The 22031-nt window shown below is 61.3% G+C and carries 16 protein-coding genes and 3 tRNA genes; 10 read left to right on the top strand and 9 right to left on the bottom strand.

Annotated features, from left to right (window positions below; translation table 11 throughout):
• Window positions 1-5: 5 nt before the first annotated feature.
• Window positions 6-437 (bottom strand): Rrf2 family transcriptional regulator, encoded by a 432-nt coding sequence (locus DW892_RS08700; RefSeq protein ID WP_055310594.1) that lies wholly within the window; start codon window positions 435-437, stop codon window positions 6-8.
• Window positions 438-657: 220 nt separating this feature from the next.
• On the opposite strand from DW892_RS08700, the gene sufC reads away from it, so the two are divergent.
• Genes sufC through sufU form a run of 5 tightly spaced genes read left to right on the top strand, consistent with a single transcriptional unit; the run spans window position 658 to window position 5903 of the window.
• Entirely contained in the window at window positions 658-1458 is an 801-nt protein-coding gene (gene sufC, locus DW892_RS08695) for a Fe-S cluster assembly ATPase SufC (protein WP_006235561.1), read from the top strand.
• A gap of 12 nt (window positions 1459-1470) precedes the next feature.
• Window positions 1471-2883: a Fe-S cluster assembly protein SufB gene (sufB, locus tag DW892_RS08690; RefSeq protein WP_117766947.1), complete on the top strand. Its 1413-nt coding sequence runs from the start codon at window positions 1471-1473 to the stop codon at window positions 2881-2883.
• Entirely contained in the window at window positions 2883-4154 is a 1272-nt protein-coding gene (locus DW892_RS08685; protein WP_117766945.1) for a SufD family Fe-S cluster assembly protein, read from the top strand. The genes sufB and DW892_RS08685 overlap by 1 nt, the downstream gene beginning before the upstream one ends.
• Window positions 4151-5476, top strand: a complete 1326-nt coding sequence (locus tag DW892_RS08680) for an aminotransferase class V-fold PLP-dependent enzyme (RefSeq protein WP_199412243.1) — start codon at window positions 4151-4153, stop codon at window positions 5474-5476. Before DW892_RS08685 ends, DW892_RS08680 begins: the two co-directional genes overlap by 4 nt.
• Window positions 5469-5903: a Fe-S cluster assembly sulfur transfer protein SufU gene (gene sufU, locus DW892_RS08675; protein ID WP_117766943.1), complete on the top strand. Its 435-nt coding sequence runs from the start codon at window positions 5469-5471 to the stop codon at window positions 5901-5903. The genes DW892_RS08680 and sufU overlap by 8 nt, the downstream gene beginning before the upstream one ends.
• A 659-nt stretch (window positions 5904-6562) precedes the next feature.
• On the opposite strand, the gene DW892_RS08670 is transcribed toward sufU, so the two are convergent.
• A complete protein-coding gene (locus tag DW892_RS08670; protein ID WP_117766941.1) occupies window positions 6563-7375 on the bottom strand; it encodes a transposase in 813 nt (270 codons plus the stop codon).
• A 403-nt stretch (window positions 7376-7778) separates the two neighbouring features.
• Here DW892_RS08670 and DW892_RS08665 point away from each other — a divergent pair, with 403 nt between their 5' ends.
• From DW892_RS08665 to DW892_RS08655, 3 genes are all read left to right on the top strand, one after another.
• Window positions 7779-8513 (top strand): iron-sulfur cluster assembly scaffold protein, encoded by a 735-nt coding sequence (locus DW892_RS08665; protein ID WP_006235554.1) that lies wholly within the window; start codon window positions 7779-7781, stop codon window positions 8511-8513.
• Window positions 8514-8531: 18 nt separating this feature from the next.
• On the top strand, window positions 8532-9536 hold the full coding sequence (locus DW892_RS08660) for a GGGtGRT protein (RefSeq protein ID WP_117766939.1): 1005 nt from the start codon (window positions 8532-8534) through the stop codon (window positions 9534-9536).
• Between the two features lie 256 nt (window positions 9537-9792).
• Window positions 9793-11319 (top strand): FAD-dependent oxidoreductase, encoded by a 1527-nt coding sequence (locus DW892_RS08655; RefSeq protein WP_117766937.1) that lies wholly within the window; start codon window positions 9793-9795, stop codon window positions 11317-11319.
• 636 nt (window positions 11320-11955) lie between these two features.
• Here DW892_RS08655 and DW892_RS08645 read toward each other — a convergent pair.
• The 3 genes from DW892_RS08645 to DW892_RS08635 all read right to left on the bottom strand — a co-directional run bounded on the left by DW892_RS08645 (window position 11956) and on the right by DW892_RS08635 (window position 12246).
• Window positions 11956-12028, bottom strand: a tRNA-Lys gene (locus DW892_RS08645).
• Between the two features lie 43 nt (window positions 12029-12071).
• Window positions 12072-12147, bottom strand: a tRNA-Lys gene (locus DW892_RS08640).
• A 22-nt stretch (window positions 12148-12169) separates the two neighbouring features.
• Window positions 12170-12246 (bottom strand) — tRNA-His (locus tag DW892_RS08635).
• A 164-nt stretch (window positions 12247-12410) separates the two neighbouring features.
• Here DW892_RS08635 and DW892_RS08630 point away from each other — a divergent pair.
• Window positions 12411-13592, top strand: a complete 1182-nt coding sequence (locus DW892_RS08630) for a pyridoxal phosphate-dependent aminotransferase (RefSeq protein ID WP_117766935.1) — start codon at window positions 12411-12413, stop codon at window positions 13590-13592.
• Between the two features lie 141 nt (window positions 13593-13733).
• The gene (locus DW892_RS08625; protein WP_117638219.1) at window positions 13734-14624 is read left to right on the top strand and encodes an ROK family protein; all 891 of its coding nucleotides are present in this window, start codon (window positions 13734-13736) and stop codon (window positions 14622-14624) included.
• 115 nt (window positions 14625-14739) lie between these two features.
• Here DW892_RS08625 and DW892_RS08620 read toward each other — a convergent pair whose 3' ends face one another.
• The 4 genes from DW892_RS08620 to argS form a co-directional block, all read right to left on the bottom strand.
• Window positions 14740-15189: a VanZ family protein gene (locus DW892_RS08620; protein WP_117766933.1), complete on the bottom strand. Its 450-nt coding sequence runs from the start codon at window positions 15187-15189 to the stop codon at window positions 14740-14742.
• A gap of 7 nt (window positions 15190-15196) precedes the next feature.
• Window positions 15197-16597, bottom strand: a complete 1401-nt coding sequence (locus tag DW892_RS08615) for a hypothetical protein (RefSeq protein WP_117766931.1) — start codon at window positions 16595-16597, stop codon at window positions 15197-15199.
• A 313-nt stretch (window positions 16598-16910) separates the two neighbouring features.
• The gene (gene rho / locus DW892_RS08610) at window positions 16911-19457 is read right to left on the bottom strand and encodes a transcription termination factor Rho (RefSeq protein WP_233514432.1); all 2547 of its coding nucleotides are present in this window, start codon (window positions 19455-19457) and stop codon (window positions 16911-16913) included.
• 530 nt (window positions 19458-19987) lie between these two features.
• Window positions 19988-21841 (bottom strand): arginine--tRNA ligase, encoded by a 1854-nt coding sequence (gene argS, locus DW892_RS08605; RefSeq protein WP_117766929.1) that lies wholly within the window; start codon window positions 21839-21841, stop codon window positions 19988-19990.
• Between the last annotated feature and the right edge of the window lie 190 nt (window positions 21842-22031).

Raw genomic sequence — 22031 nt, 5'->3', positions numbered from 1 at the left:
CACCCCTACAGCTTAATGTCAAAGTTGATTTCGGGGACGGCGGCCAGGTCGGCCAACGTCACGCCGTCGACGTACTTTTCGATCACGTCGTCCAGGCCGCGCCAGAACTTGACGGTCGAGCACAAATCGCTGCGGGTGCAGCTGTTGTCGATGCCGTCGCACGCCACGGGCGCCGTGCTGCCCTCGACAGCGCGCAGGATGTCGCCAGCACGCACCTCGGCGGGGTCCTTGGCCATCATGTAGCCACCGCCTTTGCCGCGCACGCTCTTAAGCAGGCCCGCCTTCATAAGCGGACGAACCAGCTGCTCCAAATACTTTTGCGAGATATGTTCACGGTCGGCAACCTCGCGCAAAGCAATCTTGCCCTCGGCGTCACCCAGCGCCGCGATATAGATCATTAACCGGAGGGCATAGCGGCCCTTAGAAGAAATGAGCATACCTACCCTCCCGTTGATCCTGGGACAAAATCAGGCTTGTTTGTCCCAAATCCCATGCACGCGGGGCAAACAAACCTGATTATTATGTCCCACATCTAAAAAGTCGAGTGGATTAGTCGGGTTTTCCCTTGACTAACGCAGAACCCATAGTAACTTTATTCCGAGAAGATTCCTAGGGTTTAGTACACCTATGAGTACACCATATACAGAGAGGGACAGCATGAGCGCAAATCCGCTGCTTTCCATCGAAGGCCTGACCGCCTCCGTGGACGAGAAGACCATCCTCCACAACGTCAACCTTAACGTCGCCGCCGGCGAGACCCACGTGCTGATGGGGCCCAACGGCGCCGGCAAGTCCACCCTCGGCCACCTGGTCATGGGCGACCCCGTCTATACCGTCAATGACGGCCGCATCGTCTTTGACGGCCAGGACATCACCGAGCTCACCACCGACAAGCGCTCCCGCGCAGGCCTGTTCTTGAGCTTCCAGGCTCCGGTCGAAATCCCCGGCGTGCCGCTGTCGAGCTTCCTGCGCGCCAGCATTGCCGGCCGCCCCGGCCTGGAGATGAAAGGCAAGGAGTTCCGCCGTCGCGTCAAGGAGCTCGCGGCCGAGCTCAACATGGATACCGCCTACCTCAACCGCGAGCTGGGCGTAGGCTTCTCGGGCGGCGAGAAGAAGAAGGTCGAGATGCTCCAGCTTCTGCTGCTGCAGCCCAAGCTCGCCATCCTGGACGAAACCGACTCCGGCCTGGACGTCGACGCTCTGTCCACCGTCAGCCACGGCATGGACGCCTACCGCAAGAGCTGCGACGGCTCCATGCTCATCATCACGCACAACACGCGCATCTTGGAGCACCTGGATGTCGACCGCGTCCACGTTATGGTCAAGGGCCACATCGTGCGCGAGGACGACGCCTCGCTCATCCCCTGGATCGACAAGAACGGCTTTGAGACCTTCGAGCGCGAGGCCGCCGAGCAGCGCGCCCAGGCCGAGGCCGCCGCTGCCGAGCAGCAGGCGTAAAGGGGCGACGTAATGACCAAGAACCGCACCGAGGTCGCGGACATCGACCGCAGCCTCTACGACTTCACCTATGGCGAGGAGGGATTCGAGCGCCTCGACGCCGGCATCACGCCCGACATCGTGCGCGAGATCAGCGCCAAGAAGGACGAGCCGCAGTGGATGCTCGACCTGCGCTTAAAGTCCCTCGAGATCTTCAACCGTTTTCCCGACCCGACGTGGGGCCCCTCCATCGAGGGCCTGGACATGGACAACATCGTCACCTACGTCAAGCCCAACACCGACCAAAAGCACGACTGGGAGTCGGTGCCCGACGACATCAAGAACACCTTTGAGCGCTTGGGCATCCCCGAGGCCGAGCGCAGCTATCTGGCGGGCGTCGGCGCACAGTACGACTCCGAGCTGGTCTACCACAACATGCAGGACACGGCGTCCAAGATGGGTATCGTCTACTCCGGCATCGAGGAGGCCCTGCACGATCCGCAGTGGGAGCCGCTCGTCCACGAGAAGTTCATGACGCTCATCCCGCCCACCGACCACAAGTTTGCGGCCCTGCACGGCGCCGTATGGTCGGGCGGCTCGTTTGTCTACGTGCCCAAGGGCACCAAGCTCGACTTCCCGCTGCAGAGCTACTTCCGCCTCAACGCCAAGGGTGCCGGCCAGTTTGAGCACACGCTCATCATCGTCGAGGACGATGCCGACCTGCACTTCATTGAGGGTTGCTCCGCTCCCAAGTACAACGTGGCCAACCTCCACGCTGGCGCCGTGGAGCTCTTTGTGGGCAAGCGTGCGCACCTGCGCTACTCGACCATCGAGAACTGGTCCAAGAATATGTACAACCTCAACACCAAGCGTGCGCGCGTGGACGAGGACGGCGACATCGAATGGATCAGCGGCTCCTTCGGCAGCCACGTAGGTTACCTCTATCCCATGAGCGTGCTCAACGGCCGCCGCGCCCGCTCGAGCTTTACCGGCATCACCTTCGCCGGCGCCGGGCAGAACCTCGACACCGGCTGCAAGGTCGTGCTCAACGCGCCCGAGACCTCGGCGACCGTCGAGACCAAGGGCATCTCCAAGAGCGGCGGCATCCAGACCTTCCGCAGCTCCATCGTGGCGACACCCAAGGCCGAGGGCTCCAAGGCAACCGTGAGCTGTCAGTCGCTCATGCTCGATGACCAGAGCCGCTCCGACACCATCCCCGCTATGGACATCCGCGCCAAGAACGTCGACATCGGCCACGAGGCCACCATCGGCCGCATCGGCGACGACAAGGTGTTCTACCTGATGAGCCGCGGCATCTCGGAGGAAGAGGCCCGCACCATGATCGTCAACGGCTTTGCTAACCCGGTCTCCAAGGAGCTGCCGCTGGAGTACGCCGTCGAGATGAACAACCTGATCAAGCTCGAGATGGAAGGAGCGATCGGATAATGAAACAGGAAACCAACGCCGCTGCTACCACGCTCGAGCAGGTCAACGCGATGCCCGCAGCAACCTGGGGCTGGTTGAAAATGAATCAGACCAAGCTCGAGCTCTCTGACGAGCTTGCCGCCGCTCCCGCGGAGGCCGTTGAGGTCGAAGGCTTGGGCGAGCAGTTTTCCGGCGCTGCCGACGCGTTTGGCACCGCCATGAACGCCATGGCCGAGCGCTTCCCCGAGCGCCGCGCCTCCGCCCCCGGTGATGCCGCCGACCGCGCCCGCATCACGCCCGAGACCGAGCTCGACGTGCCCGCCACATCCGTCTATCAGGCTGGCGCCATCAAGCTCGAGGAGGAGCTCTCCCCTGCTGAAGCCTTCGAAACCGGCATGGGCGAGGCTGCCTACGCCTACTTGGCCGAGCACGCTACCAAGCGCATCGTCATCGATGCGCCCGCATACCAGCACGCCACGGTTACCGTGCGTGTGAGCGGTGTCGATGCCGCCGCGGCCATCGCCGCCATCGACATCGTCGCTCGCCCGCACGCAACGCTCGACCTGCATATTGCCCTAGACTCTCCTGTTACCGGCGAGGGTGTCGTGGGCTCCGTGCTACGCGTGTGCGCCCACGAGTACGCCACCGTCAACGTGACCTGCACGCAGACGCTCGACGATAGCTGGATCGCGCTCGACGACACCGGCCTGTTCCTGGACGAGGGCGCGCGCGTCAACGTGCAACACACCGTCCTGGGTGCCGGCGCCAGCGCCACCGGCCTTGCCGGCGACCTGCTGGGCGATACCGCCAAGATCACCATCGATACCGATTACCTGGGCGCCCGCGAGCAGGTGCGCGACTTTAACTATGAGCTGCGCCACCGCGGTCGCAAGACCGAGTGCGAGATCGACGCCAACGGCGTGCTGACCGGCACGTCCAAGAAGGTCTACCGCGGCACCATCGACCTCGTGCACGGCTGCAAGGGTGCAACCGGTACCGAGCGCGAGACGGTGCTCTTGGCCAACAAGGGCGTCGACAACAAGACCGTTCCCGTCATCCTATGCGATGAGGACGACGTCGCCGGCAACCACGGCGCCACCATCGGTCACGTCCGCGACGAGCAGCTGTTCTATCTCGCCTGCCGCGGCCTTGACCAAAACGCCGCCGAGGACCTGTTCATCCGCGCCAAGCTGGAGGACGCCGCGCTTTCCGCCACCGACGAGCGCACCCGCGCCGCCGTCGTCCGCCTGGGAAACAACCTGATCGACAACTTTGAAGAGGAGCTCGCATGATCGACACCGAGCACGTTAAATGCGACACCTGCACTGCCCCCGAGCCCATGGAGCTCGACGCCAGCGACGAGGCTTCGCGCGGCTGGCCCACCGTGGACATCGAGACCAACCCCTACAAGGGCCAGTTCCCGCTGTTCCAGCAGCACCCCGAGATCGCCTTCCTCGATAGCGCCGCCACCGCGCAGCGCCCTGCCTGTGTGCTCGACGCCGAGCGCGACTTCTACCAGCGCATGAACGCCAACCCCCTGCGCGGACTGTACTCGCTGTCCGTCGAGGCCACCGACGCCATCGCGAAGGTCCGCCAGCAGATCGCCGACCTCATCGGCGCCCCACAGGCCAACGAGGTCGTCTTCACCCGCAACACGAGCGAGTCGCTCAACCTGGTCGCCAAGAGCTTTGCGCCCACAGTGCTCGAACCGGGCGACGAGGTCGTCATCACCATCATGGAGCACCACTCGAACCTGATTCCGTGGCAGCAGGTCTGCCGCGAGACCGGCGCCAAGCTCGTCTACCTCTACCCCACCAAGACCGGCCAGCTCACCACCGAGGAGGTTCTTGCAAAGGTGGGTCCCAAGACCAAAATCCTGGCCGTGGGACAGGTCTCCAACGTGCTGGGCGTCGAGAACCCGGTCAAGAACCTCGGCAAGCTCGTGCACAAGTACGGCGGCTACCTGGTCGTCGACGGTGCGCAGTCGCTGCCGCACATGCCGGTCGATGTGGCCGACCTGGGCGCCGACTTCTTTGCCTTTAGCGCGCACAAGGCCATGGGCCCCATGGGCATCGGCGTGCTGTGGGGCAAGATGGACCTGCTCAACGCCATGCCGCCCATGCTCACCGGCGGCGAGATGATCGATTCGGTCACCGAGCAGGACGCCGTCTGGGCTCCTGTCCCCGAGAAGTTCGAGGCGGGTACGCAGGACGCCGCCGGCATCTTCGCCACGGGTGCGGCACTCGACTACCTGGTCAACACGGTGGGTTACGAGAACATCCAGACCCGCGAGCAGGCACTCGTCCACTATCTGATGGGCGAACTCATGCAGCTCGACTTTGTCCAGATCATCGGCTCCATCTATTGGGACAACCACCACGGCGTTGTGAGCTTTAACGTCAAGGGCATCCACCCGCACGACGTCGCGAGCATCATGGACATGGACGGCGTCTGCATCCGCGCCGGCCACCACTGCGCGCAGCCACTGCTCACCTGGCTGGGCGTCGAGAACCTTGCCTGCTGCCGCGCCAGCGTGGCCTTCTACAACGACAAGGCCGACATCGACAAGTTCATCGCCGGTCTGCATCACGTTTGGAGCACGTTCAATGGGTAACCTTTACACCTCCACCACATTTATGGAGCACAACTCGCACCCCGACTATAAGTACGAGATGGATGCTCCCACGCACGAGCACGACGGCATCAACCCCAGCTGCGGAGACGAGCTCACCTTGCAGTTGCGCGTCGAGAACGGCGTGATCGAGGAGGCCTCCTTTACCGGCCACGGCTGCGCCATCAGCCAGGCCAGTGCCGACATCATGGCCGACCTCATCACCGGCGAGACCGTCGAGGAGGCACGTCGCTTGGCGGGACTCTTCCTCGCCATGATCCGCGGCGAGAAGCTCTCCGAGGAGGACTTGGAAGACCTGGACGAAGCCGCCCAGCTTCAGGACATCTCGCACATGCCCGCCCGCGTCAAATGCGCCGAGCTCGCCTGGCGCACCCTCGACGGCATGCTCGAGGGGCAAGCAAACCAGTAGCGTATGCCCCGAATCCAAGGTTTTTGATTGCCGAGCCGCCCGATACGGGCGGCTCTGTTTTTTCTAATGAGCGCGAACGCACAAAGTCCGCGCGTCCGGCACCCCGTCTGTCATTTACCACACAGCCAGACGCGAACACGGGCGTTTTCCACAGCACCAAAGGCCTGCGGCAGGGCCACGAGCACGCCTAGCATCGTCCCATGCCCCATCCAGCTGGGCTCCGATTCGCTTCGCGCCTGCTGCAGACGGGTCCCATAGGGAGCGGCGTGCATTTTTGCGAGTATTCAGCACGCCAAGCTGTGTGTATACGCATCGAAAGCGTTAATCAACGTCTCCAGGCGCATATATAGTGCGTTTTAGAACAAGCATCGTGGTCTCAGGGGCGCAAACATGAGCTTCGGGAGTGCATCGGCAGACATAAATAGTTTCGGGGGCCCGTATGTTGCAAAATTGCGACGGTAGTGGCAGTACCGCGATGCTGAAAACTCCGTTTTTTGCACGGCGCAGATGGGGGTAGGCACGGGCAAACCCGGACTGAGCCCTTATTTTATGCAAGATGGCGATTGTTCTATGCATATTAAGAAGTGCAGTTACCGCACCAAGCTTTTGAACGCTTGTTGCGGCGTATGGACGACCCCATCTGCGGTGCACAGGCGACCCTACATCACGTTTCCGCCAGTCCGCATCGCCGTCCGCGCGCGGGCACGCACAATACGAGAGACGGTACTTTTGCCAATCCCGGTATAGCGCTCAATCTGGCGCACCGTGAAACCGGCATCGTGTAATCCAACAATAACGGTATCGCGCCGCGCCGGCGGTGCGGCTTTAACCCCGCGGAGCGGAACCCCGAGGCTCTTCGCCAACTTGTCGGCAAAGGCGTGGCGTTCCCACTCCGTCTCTTTCATATCGCCCAGCGTTGGCTCGCCGCCCTCGGGCGTCGAAAGCGAATAGGCAGCAAAGGCCTCGGCAGAACCAAAAAGCTCAAGCATGCAAGAAGGATCGGAAAATCCCCTCGTGGCATCTGCCGCATCACTGTCGTAAGCGCGCAGATGCTCCGCAAAGCTGCTCCAGGGATAACGCTCGATTAGGCCAACGCCCGCCTCCTGTGGATCGGCGTGTACGGAGCGAATAGCCTCCATCACCTGCCAGTCGGTATCGAGCGAGCGCCGGTCAAAACGGTTCTGGAACAGATGGCCCGTGCGCCCCGTGCGTTTATTGAACCGACGAGCGTACGTCAAAAGCAGTCGTTGCATCGCCGCGCTCATCGTGTCCTCATAATCCGAGAGTACCAGATCCACGTGATTGCCCATAAGGCACCAGGCGATAACCGTCACGCCCGCCTCGCGGCAGCACTCGCGCATCAGCTCCAAAAACTCCCACCGGTCTTCATCGCCCTCAAAGATGAGCTGCTTGCCCGTACCGCGGGCACAAACATGGTAAAAGCCGGTAACCGTTCTCCAAACGCGCTGCATGGCGCTCCCTTCGCCGGGATCTGATTGCCATCCAATACAGCACGATTGAAGCGTGCCATCAAAACATTCACGCAAAACAATACACTCGCGCGGCCAAAGGCAGTAAACGGGCGGCGAACGGCACCGTTGCAACAGGTCAGACCCCGCAACGCATACAAGAGCTGACCAAAAGCTTGCCCAAGACGAACCCCCTCTACGGAAGTTCGCGACCACAGAACATATAGTTAAACCGTTTCAATTAAAACTTCCGGACTTCTCGCTACGAAAACTGAGCCGTTCGCCGAATATTCCGTGCATTTCGCGGTATTATAGGGGCTGCATGTCATGTCCCTTTCGAAGGGTCGCCCGGCAATCGCCAGCCACGACCCCCAGACGGGACGCCAACACGATAGAGAGGAGAGGCATGCAGTACTCACAGGAAGTGGAGAACATGTGCCCCGTTGCCAAGGGTGCATACCACGGCCCCGCACCCATCCCCGAGGAGGGCAAGTGGGTCCAGGCTAAGGAGATTTCCGACATCTCCGGTCTTACGCACGGTGTGGGTTGGTGCGCACCTCAGCAGGGCGCCTGCAAGCTCACGCTGAACGTCAAGGACGGCATCATCGAGGAGGCCCTCGTTGAGACCATCGGCTGCTCGGGCATGACCCACTCTGCTGCCATGGCTTCCGAGATCCTTCCCGGTAAGACCATCCTCGAGGCCCTCAACACCGACCTCGTCTGCGACGCCATCAACGTTGCTATGCGCGAGATCTTCCTGCAGATCGTTTACGGCCGCAGCCAGACCGCGTTCTCCGAGGGCGGCCTGCCCGTGGGCGCCTCCCTCGACGACCTCGGCAAGGGCCTTCGCTCTCAGGTCGGCACCATGTTCGGCACCAAGGCCAAGGGCGCTCGTTACCTCGAGCTCGCTCAGGGCTACGTCACCCGCATGGCTCTCAACGACAAGAACGAGATCATCGCATTCGAGTTCCTGAACCTCGGCAAGTTCACCGACGCCGTCAAGGCCGGCAAGACCCCCGAGGAGGCCATCGCTGGCGCTATGGGCCACTATGGTCAGTGGGAGAACGCTGCCAAGTACATCGACCCGCGCACCGACGAGGAGACTCACTCCGTCGCCAGCGTGTTCCCGGTTCACGAGTAGAAAGGGAGGGAAATAACTATGACTGTTACGTTCGAAGGTTACGAGCGCCGCGCTGACAAGATCAACAAGTGCCTCGCCGACAACGGCATCGCCTCCCTCGAGGAAGCTCTGCAGATCTGCACCGACAAGGGCTTCAACCCGCGTGAGATCGTCAACAACACCCAGTCCATCGCCTTCCAGAACGCCGAGTGGGCCTACACCCTCGGTTGCGCTCTCGCTGTCAAGCGTGGCGCCAAGACCGCTTCTGAGGCTGCCGCCATCATCGGCGAGGGCATCCAGGCCTTCACCGTTCCCGGCTCCGTCGCCGAGGACCGCAAGGTCGGTCTGGGCCACGGCAACCTGGGCGCTATGCTGCTCTCCGACGACACCGAGTGCTTCGCCTTCCTGGCTGGCCACGAGTCCTTCGCTGCCGCTGAGGGCGCTATCGGCCTGGCTCTGAACGCCAACAAGGCTCGCAAGAAGCCGCTGCGCGTTATCCTCAACGGTCTGGGCAAGGACGCCGCTCAGATCATCGCCCGCATCAACGGCTTCACCTACGTGAAGACCCAGTTCGACTACTACACGGGCGAGCTCAAGGTCGTCGAGACCATCCCCTACTCCGATGGTCCCCGCGCTGCCGTTAACTGCTACGGTTCCGACGACGTCCGCGAGGGCGTTGCCATCATGTGGCACGAGAACGTTGACATCTCGATCACCGGTAACTCCACCAACCCCACGCGCTTCCAGCACCCCGTCGCTGGCACCTACAAGAAGGAGCGCCTCGAGGCTGGCAAGAAGTACTTCTCCGTCGCTTCTGGTGGCGGCACTGGCCGTACCCTGCACCCGGACAACATGGGCGCCGGCCCTGCCTCTTACGGCATGACCGACACCATGGGCCGCATGCACTCCGACGCCCAGTTCGCCGGTTCTTCCTCCGTGCCTGCGCACGTCGAGATGATGGGTCTCATCGGCATGGGCAATAACCCCATGGTCGGTGCCACCGTCGCCTGCGCTGTCGCCGTCGAGGAGGCCCTCAAGGCCTAGTCGCGCCCGCGCGATGCTCACATAGTTGAGCTTTGGAGCCGCTACCTTTTAAGGTGGCGGCTCTTTTTGTTTACGCTGTCGCAGGGCAGCTAATGCCGATATATCAGTTGGGGCGAAATACGAGATGTGATGAGACGGAGCGTCAGAACGTCCATGACGCCCACCTGCCATATTTGCCCTTTACCGATTTGCCGAGTCTTTGCGGCTCCATTGCCGATCACCCATGCGACAATGCGCCGGACGAGAAAGGAATCCGATGGAATCGACTGATGTACTGGTAATTGGATCTGGCATTGCGGGCCTTTGCGCCGCCATCGAAGCGGCACGCACGGGCGCAACCGTCGCTGTGGCAAGCGCCGGCAAGACTATGAGTGGATCGAGCTTCTTCCCCGGAACCTGGGGCCTGGGGCTTATCGGACCCGTTAACGAAGACGACGAACAAGACCTCATCGATACCATCCAGACCGTTGGTGGCGGCGTTGCCGACCCTGAACTCGTCCAGACGTTCGTCCACGGCATTCCCCAGGCAATTGAATGGCTCGAGCAAGACTTGGGCGTTGAGCTTCAGCGTCCGCAAAGCGTCGAAAGCGCTCAGCAAAAGCAGTTTATCCCCTGCTTTGACCACAAGACGCGCATGTGGCGCGGCCTCACCCGCAAGCCCCTTGAGGACGCTCTGACGACCCGGATCGAGTCGCTCGGCATTCGCCTGCTCCCCCGCCATGAGCTTATCGACCTTGTTGAGGACATGAACGGCAGAATAACCGGAACCGTGCTCTACGACCTCACCGAAAATCGAATCGTGCCCTTTGCTGCCAAGGCCACGATCATCGCTGCGGGCGGCACGGGTGGCCTGTTCGAGCGCAGCCTCACTTCCGCCGATGTGCTCAGCTCTTCGCAGGCCATCGCGCTGGCGCACGGCGCAACACTTACTAATATAGAGTTCATGCAGATGATGCCCGGCTTCATCGAGCCCAAGCGCAACTTGGTCTTCAACGAGAAAACCTGGCGCTACGTACATTTTGACCAGCCGGTAGATATTGCCGACAACAAGCTGGACGACCTGCTCGAGCAGCGCTCTGGATATGGTCCCTTCACGTCACGCTTGGCCTCCCGCGCTATCGATCTCGTCATCGATCAGGCAGGTGTCGAAGGCCTGGCACTCCACTACGACTTCCCCCGCGAGGATGTCCCAGAGTTTGTGCAGACCTTTGCCACCTGGCTGCAAGACGAGCACGGCATCGCCCCGACTGACGAGATGCGCGTTGCGATGTATGCCCACGCCGCTAATGGCGGCATCAAGATCGATAAGACCGCGCACACGGGCGTTGAGGGCCTCTACGCTTGCGGTGAGGCGACAGGCGGCATGCACGGCGCCGACCGCATTGGTGGCTTGTCAAGCGCCAACGGCATCGTGTTCGGACGCATCGCGGGCGCATCGGCAGCCCAGGCAGCACAGAATGCACCTGAGGTGGCCCCGAAGGCGGATATCGCCCTCCCCCAGTACGGCATTGCCACAACAGATGCCGAACGCCTGACACGCAGCCTTAAGCACACGATGAGTACCTATTGCATGATCAACAGAACCGAAGCAGGTCTATCCAAGGCTCTGCAACAGCTTGAAAGCCTGCAAGACGAGGCAACGGCGCTGAGCAAGCCACACGCCAATGACAGCGAAATCGCAGCCCTCGCCCGCCTGCAATCGCAGATTCAACTAGCACAGGAAATGGTCAAAGCCATGCGCAAGCGAACCGAAAGTCTCGGATCGCACTATCGAGCGAATTAAACTGGACACCTATCTAAAGCAAAACACAACTAATCGATATCTATGGGCCCCGTGAACTCGAAGTGGCACGGGGCCCATTCGTGTCCGCACGGCAGCGTATCCTAATTCTGAATACAGAGCGGGCAAAGCCTGCATAGACAATAGGCCAGCGAGGAGGAGATATGGACAGTAGAGATATCGAGAAGTGGCGTGTCGAACTTGATAGCTACGCCAATGTGGAAGAAGGCGTTGAGTATTGGCTCGCACGCGATTTAATGGAACCCATGGGGTACACTCGATGAGAGAACTTTGCCGAAGTTGTTAAGAGGGCAAAAGTCTCGTGCGAAACAAACAAAACTCCAGTTGATTCCCATTTTCGTGACACCACGAAAATGGTAACTGCCGGTGTCGACGCTCGCGCAGTTAAAGACTACAAACTTACGCGCTATGCATGCTATTTAATCGCCCAGAACGGAGATTCAAACAAGCAAGAAATCGCGCTCGCACAGGCGTACTTCGCCGTGCAGACGCGCCGGTTTTACTGATCCCCAGGGTAGACTCGATCTGTGAAAGTGGCTGTGCCCTTTCGGGTTCGACCCCATGCGAGGTCAACAAAAAAGCGACCAGCCTAAGCCAGTCGCTTTAACATACTTTGGGTGGGCCGTCAGGGGGTCGAACCCTGGACCTTGGGATTAAGAGTCCCCTGCTCTACCAACTGAGCTAACGACCCAAAGCTAAAGTCCGTGGTGGCGGACTTTAGAGGAGATATCGTGTGGTGGGCCGTCAGGGGGTCGAACCCTGGACCTTGGGATTAAGAGTCCCCTGCTCTACCAACTGAGCTAACGACCCGATATCAACACGAAGCAAGAACTGGGGTGGGTAAAGGGACTCGAACCCTCGACCTACGGGACCACAACCCGTCGCTCTAGCCAACTGAGCTACACCCACCGTGTCCTGTGCGCTTCGCGCTCGACTATTATTGCAAGGAACGCCACGCGATGCAAGCCCCAATTTTCAAGAATTTTGAAAAGAGTTTTTTGAGCCCGTTTCGAGCAAATCCCATCGGTTCCATAGGAGTAAACTTGCTCCACCCAATGCTCGAAAGGATAGGCATGAAAGAACTCTCCAACCGCACGGCGGCGTTTACCGATTCGGTCATCCGCCGCATGACGCGCATCTCCAACAAGTATGGTGCCGTCAACCTGTCGCAGGGCTTCCCCGATTTCGATCCCCCGGCGCAGCTGCTCGATAGCCTCAGCACCATTGCCACCGACCCCAAGCCGCTTTACCACCAGTACTCCATCACCTGGGGCTCCCAGGCCATGCGCGAGGCGCTTGCCACCAAGCAGGAGCACTTTATGGGCATGCCGATCAACCCCAACGAGAACATCGTGGTCACCTGCGGCTCCACCGAGGCCATGATGGCCGCCATGATGACGGTCACAAACCCCGGCGACAAGGTCGTCATTTTCTCGCCGTTCTACGAGAACTACGGCGCCGACACGATCCTCTCGGGCGCTGAGCCCATCTATGTGCCGCTCAACCCGCCCACCTTTGACTTCGACCGTGAGGTCCTCGAGGCAGCCTTCCGAGACAACGATCCCAAGGTAATCGTCCTATGCAACCCGTCCAACCCCTGTGGCAAGGTCTTTACCCGCGAGGAGCTCACCTTTATCGCAGACCTGTGCAAAAAGTACGACGCCTACTGCATCACCGACGAGGTATACGAGCACATCGTCTACGCGCCCCACGAGCACGTCTATATGGCCACGCTGCCCGGCATGTTCGAGCGAACCATCAGCTGCAGCTCGCTGTCCAAGACCTACTCCATCACCGGCTGGCGTCTGGGCTACACTATCGCCCCTGCCGAAATCACCGAGCGCATCAAGAAGGTCCACGACTTCCTCACCGTAGGCGCCGCCGCTCCCCTGCAAGAGGCCGTCGTCACCGCCCTCAACTTCGACGACAGCTATTACCAGGAGGTCCTCGACCTCTACACCGCCAAGCGCGACCTATTCTGTCAGGGACTCGACAGCATCGGCCTCACGCACAACGTGCCGCAGGGCGCCTACTACGTGATGATGGACATCTCTGAGTTTGGCTATGACAGCGACCTCAACTTCTGCGAGGATCTGGCCTCCAAGGTGGGCGTGGGCGCCGTTCCGGGCTCCAGCTTCTTCCGCGAGCCCGTCAACCACCTCATCCGCTTCCACTTTGCCAAGCGAGACGAGACGCTCAACGCGGCGCTGGAGAACCTCGAGTCTCTGCGAGATAAAATCAAGCCGCACTGGTAAGGACAGCCCGACAACTATAGGAACCAAAGAAGCCTCGCACCGTCCACCGCGTTGCGAGGATTCTTTTTATAGCGCTTTCTTACATTGTTTAGGGCGCTATACTTTAGTGACAGAGCAACTCGTCATAGAGAGAGGAACACTATGGCAGAGCAGCAGCTTATCGGAGCGCTCGAGGCCGGCGGCACCAAGATGGTCTGCGCCACGGGCTATGCAGACGGTATGGTCCTGGAGTGCGAGCAGATCGCGACCACGACCCCGCAGGAGACCGTCGAGGCCGTCAACGCATGGTTTGCAAACAAGGGCATCGCCGCACTGGGCATCGGAGCTTTTGGCCCCACCGCAGTCAACCCCGCCTCGCCCCAGTACGGCAAGATCTTGGAGACCCCCAAGACGGCATGGCGCTACTTTGACCTGCTGGGCACCATTCAAAACGAGCTCGACATTCCCTGCGGCTACGACACCGACGTCAACGTCGCCTGCCTGGGCGAGGTCACCTTTGGTTGCGCCCAGGGCCTCACTGACGTGGCGTATCTGACCATCGGCACCGGCGTGGGCGCCGGCGTGCTTTCGGGCGGCCAGCTCGTGCACGGCATGATGCACCCCGAGGCCGGTCACATCCTGGTCACGCGCGACCCGCGCGACACCATTGGCGAGCACAGCGGCTGCCCCTTCCACGACAACTGCCTCGAGGGCCTCATCGCCGGCCCCGGCGTTAAAAAGCGCTGGGGTGGCAAGAGCGCCGGAGAGATGGCCGATGACCCGGAGGCCATGGACCTGCTCGCCGGCTATCTTGCGCAGGCGCTCATGACCTACATCCTGTGCTACGCACCGCAGAAGATCGTCATCGGTGGCGGCGTGGCCGACCACACCCCCATCGCGCCGCTCGCACGCAAGAAGTGCGCCGAGATGCTCAACGGCTACATCGTCACGCCCGAGATGGCCGACATCGATAGCTACATCGTCAACAACAGCCTCGAGGGCAAGCAGGGCATCATGGGCTGCCTGGCCCTAGGCGCACAGGCGCTTCAGTAACAGACGCACCCACAGGGCGTGGCGCACCCGGCAAATCCGACCTATGGAACGACGCCGCCACACCTCATATAAGCCCTCCAATAAAAAAGGCCGCCTAGGACCAAACAATGCGTCCTTAGGCGGCCTTTTTGGCGCACATCAGCGACCGTAAGAGATATCGGAGCACAACGCCCGTTGCCGCTCCACAGCAGTCGATCATCACATCAGTGATCATGCCGGCGCGTCCCGGCACAAAGAGCTGAATCGTCTCGTCGATCGAGGGAATCAGCAGCAGGAACACTGCCGTGGGCAGCAGCACGTCAAAGGTGCATCGGCCCTCAAAATCAAAGGCGTGCGTTGCCAGGATGCCGAGCACCAAATACTCGGTAAAATGCGCGCACTTACGAACAACAAAGTTGGTCACCCATTCATATGGAAGTCCCACGCCGTGCAGAAAACCGCGGATAGCTTCCATGACCGTTAGGCTCAGTGAGCCCGACCCCGAGCCGGGAACCAGCGAATTGCCCCAGATCAAGAGCGCCATCAGGCAGGTTACGACCGCCCATTTTCGATTGATCTTAACCATGCAGAAGTTATGCCTCCGCACGGAGCGGCGCGAAGCTGGCGGTACCGCCCTCGATAACGCTCAGATAAGCACGGCCCGTACGCTTGGCGGTAGAGGACTGAAGACGCTCGATCTCTTCCTCGAGGATCTGATTGACGCGCTCGTGACGACGATTTTCCATAATGCCGGCGGCAATAGCCTCGGCCCGCTCGATGCTCTCACGCGAGATACGGGCAGTATCCTCGGGGAACACAGCGCTGTGACGGCCGACATAGGCGGGGGCAGCAGGCTGAGGGGCAGCGACGGGAGCGGGGGCTGAAACAGGAGCAGGCTCGTCAATCTCATCCAGAATCGCGGTGGCGGCGGCCCACATACCCTCGTGGCCCGAGTAATCGGCCATGGGGACATCAACCTCGAGCGAGGCGTCCGGAAGGTCGCCGGTGTCGATGCGATCTTGGGCATCAATCGATGCGGTGATGGCTGCAGGCTCATCGAGGTCATCGAGATCGATGCCCGCGGCACCGGAGATGATAGGCATGCTGGCGAGGTTTGCATTGTACGGCGCAGCCTCAGCCGCCTGCTGCTGGGCAGGAGCGCCCCAAAGCGAGCTTTCGGCGGCACGGCGGGCGGCAACAGCCTCCTCGTCCGCGGTCATGGCTTCATCAACGTACGAATTATCGGCAGAAGCGTTCGCGTCCGCCGAGGTAGCGCTGTAGGCGTTATTGACCGCCGCATTGGCAACGAGTGCCACGAAAGCCGCCGTGCTGCCCGCAGGGGCGGCCTGGGAGCCCGACACGGCGCGTGCCGCGGCGGCGATATCATCGCGATTGAAGGAGCCGGTCTGCCCGCCGTTGGTGAGCTCGTCGATGGCGACTTGATAGACGTCGCGCGAGCGTGCAGGGTCGCAGCTCACCGGCGAATCGTCGTCGAGCATGCTGTCGATCATGGACCAAGCCTCGGCCTCGTCCATAGCATCTGCGGCTCGAGCGATGGTAGGGACACCATCATCGACATGACGGCGCTGGAACGCACCAGTCAGGCCGGAAAGGAGTGCCGAGGTAGACTGCTCCGACTGAGCCTGAGAAGCAGAAGCCGCAGCGTACGGAATCGCATCCTGCTGCTGAGCTGGAATCGAGGCGGTCTTGAACTCGCTTTGATGCTGATTGAGATTGGCGGCACCGCCCATGGCATCGGGCTGGAACAGACGCTCTTCACGCTGCGCACGATACTCGGAGATACCCAGCGAGGCGGCATAGATACCCACGCCCGCCACCGCGCCCACGGCGAAGGGAGCTGCACCCGCCACGACCGTCTCGTTCACCGACGAAAACGGCAGCGTCGCGGCATACATAACCACGGGAGCGGCAAGGCCGATCCCGCACGAAAGTCCGGCAAGGACTGCTCGTTGTGTTGCATCAGAAGAAGCCATGAGCTCTCCCCATCTTCCAGCACCCAAATCGCATCATTCAGTTGGCTGCGCGAGAGAAGATGAAGCGGGGCTATGCCCCAAAGCAACGGTATATGGTTCGTTTCATCTGCGTTTTCCGTCGCGAAGCTTAAAAGTTATTATGCGAAACCGTCCTGTCGATTGCAAGTGACGATGTCGGATTGAAACGGGAAACCTGCTGCTCGTCGGTCTTACGGTCAAAAATAAGCGCGGAGCGGCGCTATAGAAAAGGGCCGAGGCTCAAAGCCCCGACCCTTTATCGCATTGATGACTATCGCTGCGCGTGGATGACAACCTAGAACGTCTGCTCGTAGTCGCTGTGTTTTTTGGCCGAACGCACCAGGAACTCCTGGTTGGTGTTGGTGCCCTTAAGACCCTTGATAAACGATGCGGCTGCGCGCTCGGTGTTGTTCATGCCGGCAAGAATGCGACGCAGACCAAAGACAAACGGACGCATCTGCTCGTCGACCAACAGGTCCTCGTTACGCGTACCGGAGGCAACGGGGTCGATAGCCGGGAAGATGCGGCGGTCGGCCAGGTCGCGGTCGAGCTTAAGCTCCATGTTGCCGGTGCCCTTGAACTCCTCAAAGATGACTTCGTCCATCTTGGAACCGGTGTCGATGAGGGCAGAGGCCAGGATGGTAAGCGAGCCACCGTTCTCGATATTGCGGGCTGCACCCAGGAAGCGCTTGGGCGGATATAGGGCCGCCGAATCGACGCCGCCCGAAAGGATGCGGCCCGAGGCGGGCGCCGCCAAGTTGTAGGCGCGGGCGAGGCGCGTGATGGAGTCGAGCACCACCACGACGTCGCCACCCAGCTCTACGATGCGCTTGGCGCGCTCGATGACGAGCTCTGCCACGCGGGTGTGGTTGTCGGCAGGCATATCGAAGGTCGACGCCACAACCTCGCCCTTGATGGAACGCTGCATATCGGTGACCTCTTCGGGGCGCTCGTCGACGAGCAGGCAGATGAGGTGCACCTCGGGGTTGTTAATCGAGATAGACTGGCAGATCTTCTTGAGGATCGTGGTCTTGCCGGCCTTGGGCGGGGACACGATCAGGCCGCGCTGGCCCTTGCCGATCGGTGACACGATGTCGATGGCGCGGCCGGTAATAGAGTCCTTGCCGTGCTCCATGCGCAGCGGCTCGTTGGGATAGACCGGGGTGAGGTCGCCGAACTTGGGACGGTTGCGAATCTGCTCGGGGTCCAGACCGTTGACGGTCGTGATTTTGGCGAGGCCGGCGCGCTTGTCGCCGCCGCGCGAAGGACGCAGCGAGCCCTCGATGACGTCGCCCGTGCGCAGGCGCGCGGAGCGGATGAGGTAGGCGGGCACGAAGGCGTCGTCGTTGGACTTCATGTAGCCATGGGCGTGGATGATGCCGGAGCTGTCCGGGCGAATCTGCAGAATGCCCTTGATGTCGCGGAAGCCCTCGGCCTTCGCAGCGGTGACGTAGATTTCCTCGACGAGCTCGGCCTTCTTCTTGCCGGTCGTCTCGATCTCGAACTCCTTAGCCTTCTCGCGCAGCTCAGCGACCTTCATGGCCGCGAGTTCCTCGCGCGAAAGCGTGGGCTCGGTGGGAGCGGCATTACGCTCCTTGTTGCGCTGTTTGCGATCGCGCTGGCGGTTGCGACGGTCGTTGTTGCGGTCGTCCTTACGCTCGTTGCGCTCGTCGTTGCGCTTGTGCTGGCGACGGTTGGGACGAGTGCCGTCTTCGCCCTCAGCGGGGGCGGCACCATCGGTTGCGGCGGTGCCAACATTGGCCGCGGCGGCGTCATTGGCCTCGGCGCCAGAATCAACCTGCGCTTCGACATCCTGCTGCTCGGACGCCTTGGCCTTAACGGACTTCTTACGACCGCGCTTGGGCTTCTCGGACGCAGGCTGTTCGACGTCCTGGGCCTTGGCGACATCAGTCGACGCATCGGCGGTCGTCTCGGCAGAATCCTCGGACGCACCCTTCTTGGCAGCCTTGGCCTTGGACGTGCGCTTAGCAGCAGTACGACGGCTGCGACCGGGACGGACGTCGGCGGGCTCGGCATCGGCGGGAGCGGCCTCGGAAGTCGTAGCATCCTGGACGGGTGCATCGGCAGCGGTTGCAGACTCGGCGGTCGCCGCAGCATCCCGAGCGGCGGCGGCTGCTGCTGCGGCCTTCTCTGCCTCGACAAAGGCCTTGGGCTTGCGACCGCGACGGTGCGGGCGCAAAGCCGGATCGACAACGGGAACTTCGTTGGCCTCGACAGGCGCAGCGGGCTCAACAGGCAATGTGCCCTCCCCTGCCGCGGAACGGACCGAAGCCTCAGTGAGCTCGGGGGCTACCTGTTCCGCAACTTGCTCGGCCTTAGCAGCCGTGCGGCGGCGTGTGCGCGGTGCCGGCTTCTCGGTCGGCAGGTCGGCGGCAGGGGTCTCGATGGCGGCAGGCGTCTCGGGCACAGACGGAGCTGCAAGCTCGGTCAGAGCCGCGGCCTCGCGCTCGGCAGCACGACGGCGGGCGCGCACCACCTGAGCCTCGCTAATCTGCGCCAACGCACGTGCCTGCGCGACCTCATCGGAAATCGGCGCCGAGGAGTCAGCTGCAACGGTGCGCTTGGCGCGCGTCGTGCGCGTGGTACGGCGCTTGGGCTTGGTGACCTCCTCGCCGTCAGCGGCAGGCTTGGCCGTGCGGCGCGCGAGCTTGGGCTTTGCCGGAGCAGCCTCCTCACCAGTTGCAGGCGCAGGCGTCGAAGCAGCCTTAGGCGTCTCGGGAGCCGAGGCTTGCGCGGGCGCCGCGACCTGGTCCGACGCAACCGGTGCAGCGGGAGCGGCTTGCGTCGTCGTTATTTCGTTTTCTTGCTGTTGATCAGACACAGTGTTTGCTCAACTTTCTTTTCAAGCCCTGTGATCACATGCTCCCTGCATAAACCTTCAGGGCGGCTAAACAGTCTAGTTCCGTTCAAAACGACGGACATCATTGATCTGTATCGAGATGATTGCGTCAACTACGCAGCGTTAGTGTAACACAACCGCCGCCACCTGCAACTTAGTCATTGGGGGCGTTCTTAAACGACTAGTCAAAAGGGACACTCTTTGGTCTACCACCCACAAATCAGACTGCCTCCGCCAAAACTATGGCGGTTTACTACGACGAATCGATCAACCGCGACCACTCCGAAACATGTTGAACTAAAAACCGCAGGTAGATGCCTTGCGCTTTTTTGCGAAAAGCCGGCGTGGTTGGAAATTCCCAATTCATCGTAGTAAACCGGCATAGTTTCGTATTTCCAGCAGTTCCAAATTCGTCAATACGTCGGCATTTGCGAAAAAAGCCCGACCTCCGTGGGAGATCGGGCTTATAGGGCTCAGTTAAACCAAACCTACACGGTCAAATGACCCGCAGGTTACATCTGCTCGGGCGCGGAAACGCCAACGAGGGTGAGCACCAGGGCGAGCGTCACGCGGACGGCATCGCAAGCGGCCAGACGGGCACGCGAAAGCTCGGGGTCGACGGGACGGCCCTCGCTCGGCAGCACCTGGCAGGCAGCGTAGAAGCTGTGGAAGTCACCGGCGAGTTCCTCGGCAAAGTGGGTCAGACGGAACGGGGCGCGATCGCGAGCACAGCTGGCGATCAGGTCGGTGAGCTCGTTGAGCTTGCGCGAAAGGGCGAGCTCGGTCGGGTCGGTCAGCAGCGAGTAATCGACGTTCTCACCGATGGCCTTGGCGGCAACGGCCTTCATGCCCATCTCGTCGGCCTGCTCGGCGGTAACGTCGGCGGCACGGCGCAGGATGGAGCACACGCGGGCGTGAGCATACTGCACGTAATAGACCGGGTTGGAGTTGTCGCGCTTCTTAACGGCCTCGATGTCGAAGTCGACCATCTGGTTGGAGCTCTTGGAGATGAGCGTGTAGCGAGCGGCATCGGAGCCAACCTCGTCGACGAGCTCCTGAAGGGTCACCATGGTGCCCTTGCGCTTGGACATACGGACGGGCTTGCCGTTACGCAGCAGGTTGACGAGCTGGCCCAGTAGAACCTCGAACTTGCCGGGGTAACCCAGAGCGTCGCAGACGCAGCGGACGCGCTCGATGTAACCGTGGTGGTCGGCGCCCCAGATGTCGATGACGTGGTCGACGCGCTGGAACTTATCCCAGTGATAGGCGACGTCGGAGGCGAAGTAGGTGTACTCGCCGTCGGACTTGATCAGGACGCGGTCCTTGTCGTCGCCCAGATCGGTGGAGCGGAACCACAGGGCGCCGTCCTTGGTGTAGAGGTAGCCCATCTTGTCGAGCTTCTCAAAAGCGCGGTCGACGGCGGAGGTGCCGGCGGTCTCGCCCTCGGTGTCCTTCACATACAGCGAGCGCTCGGAGTACCAACGGTCAAAGTCGCAGTTGACGGCGTGGCAGAGGTCGCGCATGTTGTCGACCATCTTCACGTAGCCGCGCTCACGGAAGCTCTCCATACGCTCCTGCGGATCGGCGTCGACCCACTTGTCGCCGTCGGTGCGCCAGAACTCGGCGGCCTCGTCGATGATGTAGTCGCCGCCGTAAGAGTCCTTGCCCAAGGTCTCGGCAAAGTTGTCCTGATACGGATGGGTCTCGGGGTGCTCGTCGTTCTCGTCGGCAACAAAGGCGTCACGGTCGGCGATCAGCAGCTTGTGAGCCTCGTCGATATCAACGCCCTGCTTGGCGATGATGTCGGCGAGCTGCATGTAGCGCGTGCTGATGGAGTTGCCGAAAGTGTTCATCTGAGAGCCGTGGTCGTTGATGTAGAACTCACGCTGGATGTCGTAACCGGCGTGGTCCATGACGCGGCAAAGGGAGTCGCCCAGAGCAGCCCAGCGGCCGTGGCCGATGTGCATGGGGCCGACGGGGTTGGCGGAGACGAACTCGACCTGAGTCTTCAGGCCGCCGCCGACGTTGGACTTAGCAAAGTCCATACCCTTCTCGCGGGCCTCGCCAAAGATGGCGTTCTTGACGGCGACGGAGAGGTAGAAGTTGATGAAGCCGGGGCCGGCGATCTCGACCTTCTCGATCGCGGGGTCCTCGGGCATATGGGCAACGACGGCCTCGGCGATCTTGCGCGGGGCGCAGTGAGCCAGCTTGGCGGACTTCAGAGCCATGGTGGAAGTCCACTCGCCATGAGAAGTATCAGCCGGTCGCTCGATAGCGCAATCGTCAAGTTCAAATGCGGAAAGGTCGCCGGCCTCCTGGGCCGCAGCAAGCGCAGCGCGTACCAGCTCTTCAATCTTCTCGGGCATAGATCCTCCTTGTGTTAAAGCCCCCGAGCTCTTGGTCACTCGTAGGGCAAAAGCCAGAGTTTGTAGCACTCTATCACAAGCAGTAGCTACTGTCGCAGGGTAAAGTTAATCGATATTGCATATGCACAAAAATGACTACAGCTCGCACAGGACCATTCAAAGATAGCGGTCTGCCTGCCGATTGTGCACC

This window comes from Collinsella sp. AM40-7AC (assembly GCF_003468125.1).
In the GTDB taxonomy this organism is placed as follows: domain Bacteria; phylum Actinomycetota; class Coriobacteriia; order Coriobacteriales; family Coriobacteriaceae; genus Collinsella; species Collinsella aerofaciens_O.
The sequence above is the reverse complement of the archived record's forward strand: the minus strand, read 5'-3'. Positions and strand labels throughout refer to the sequence as shown.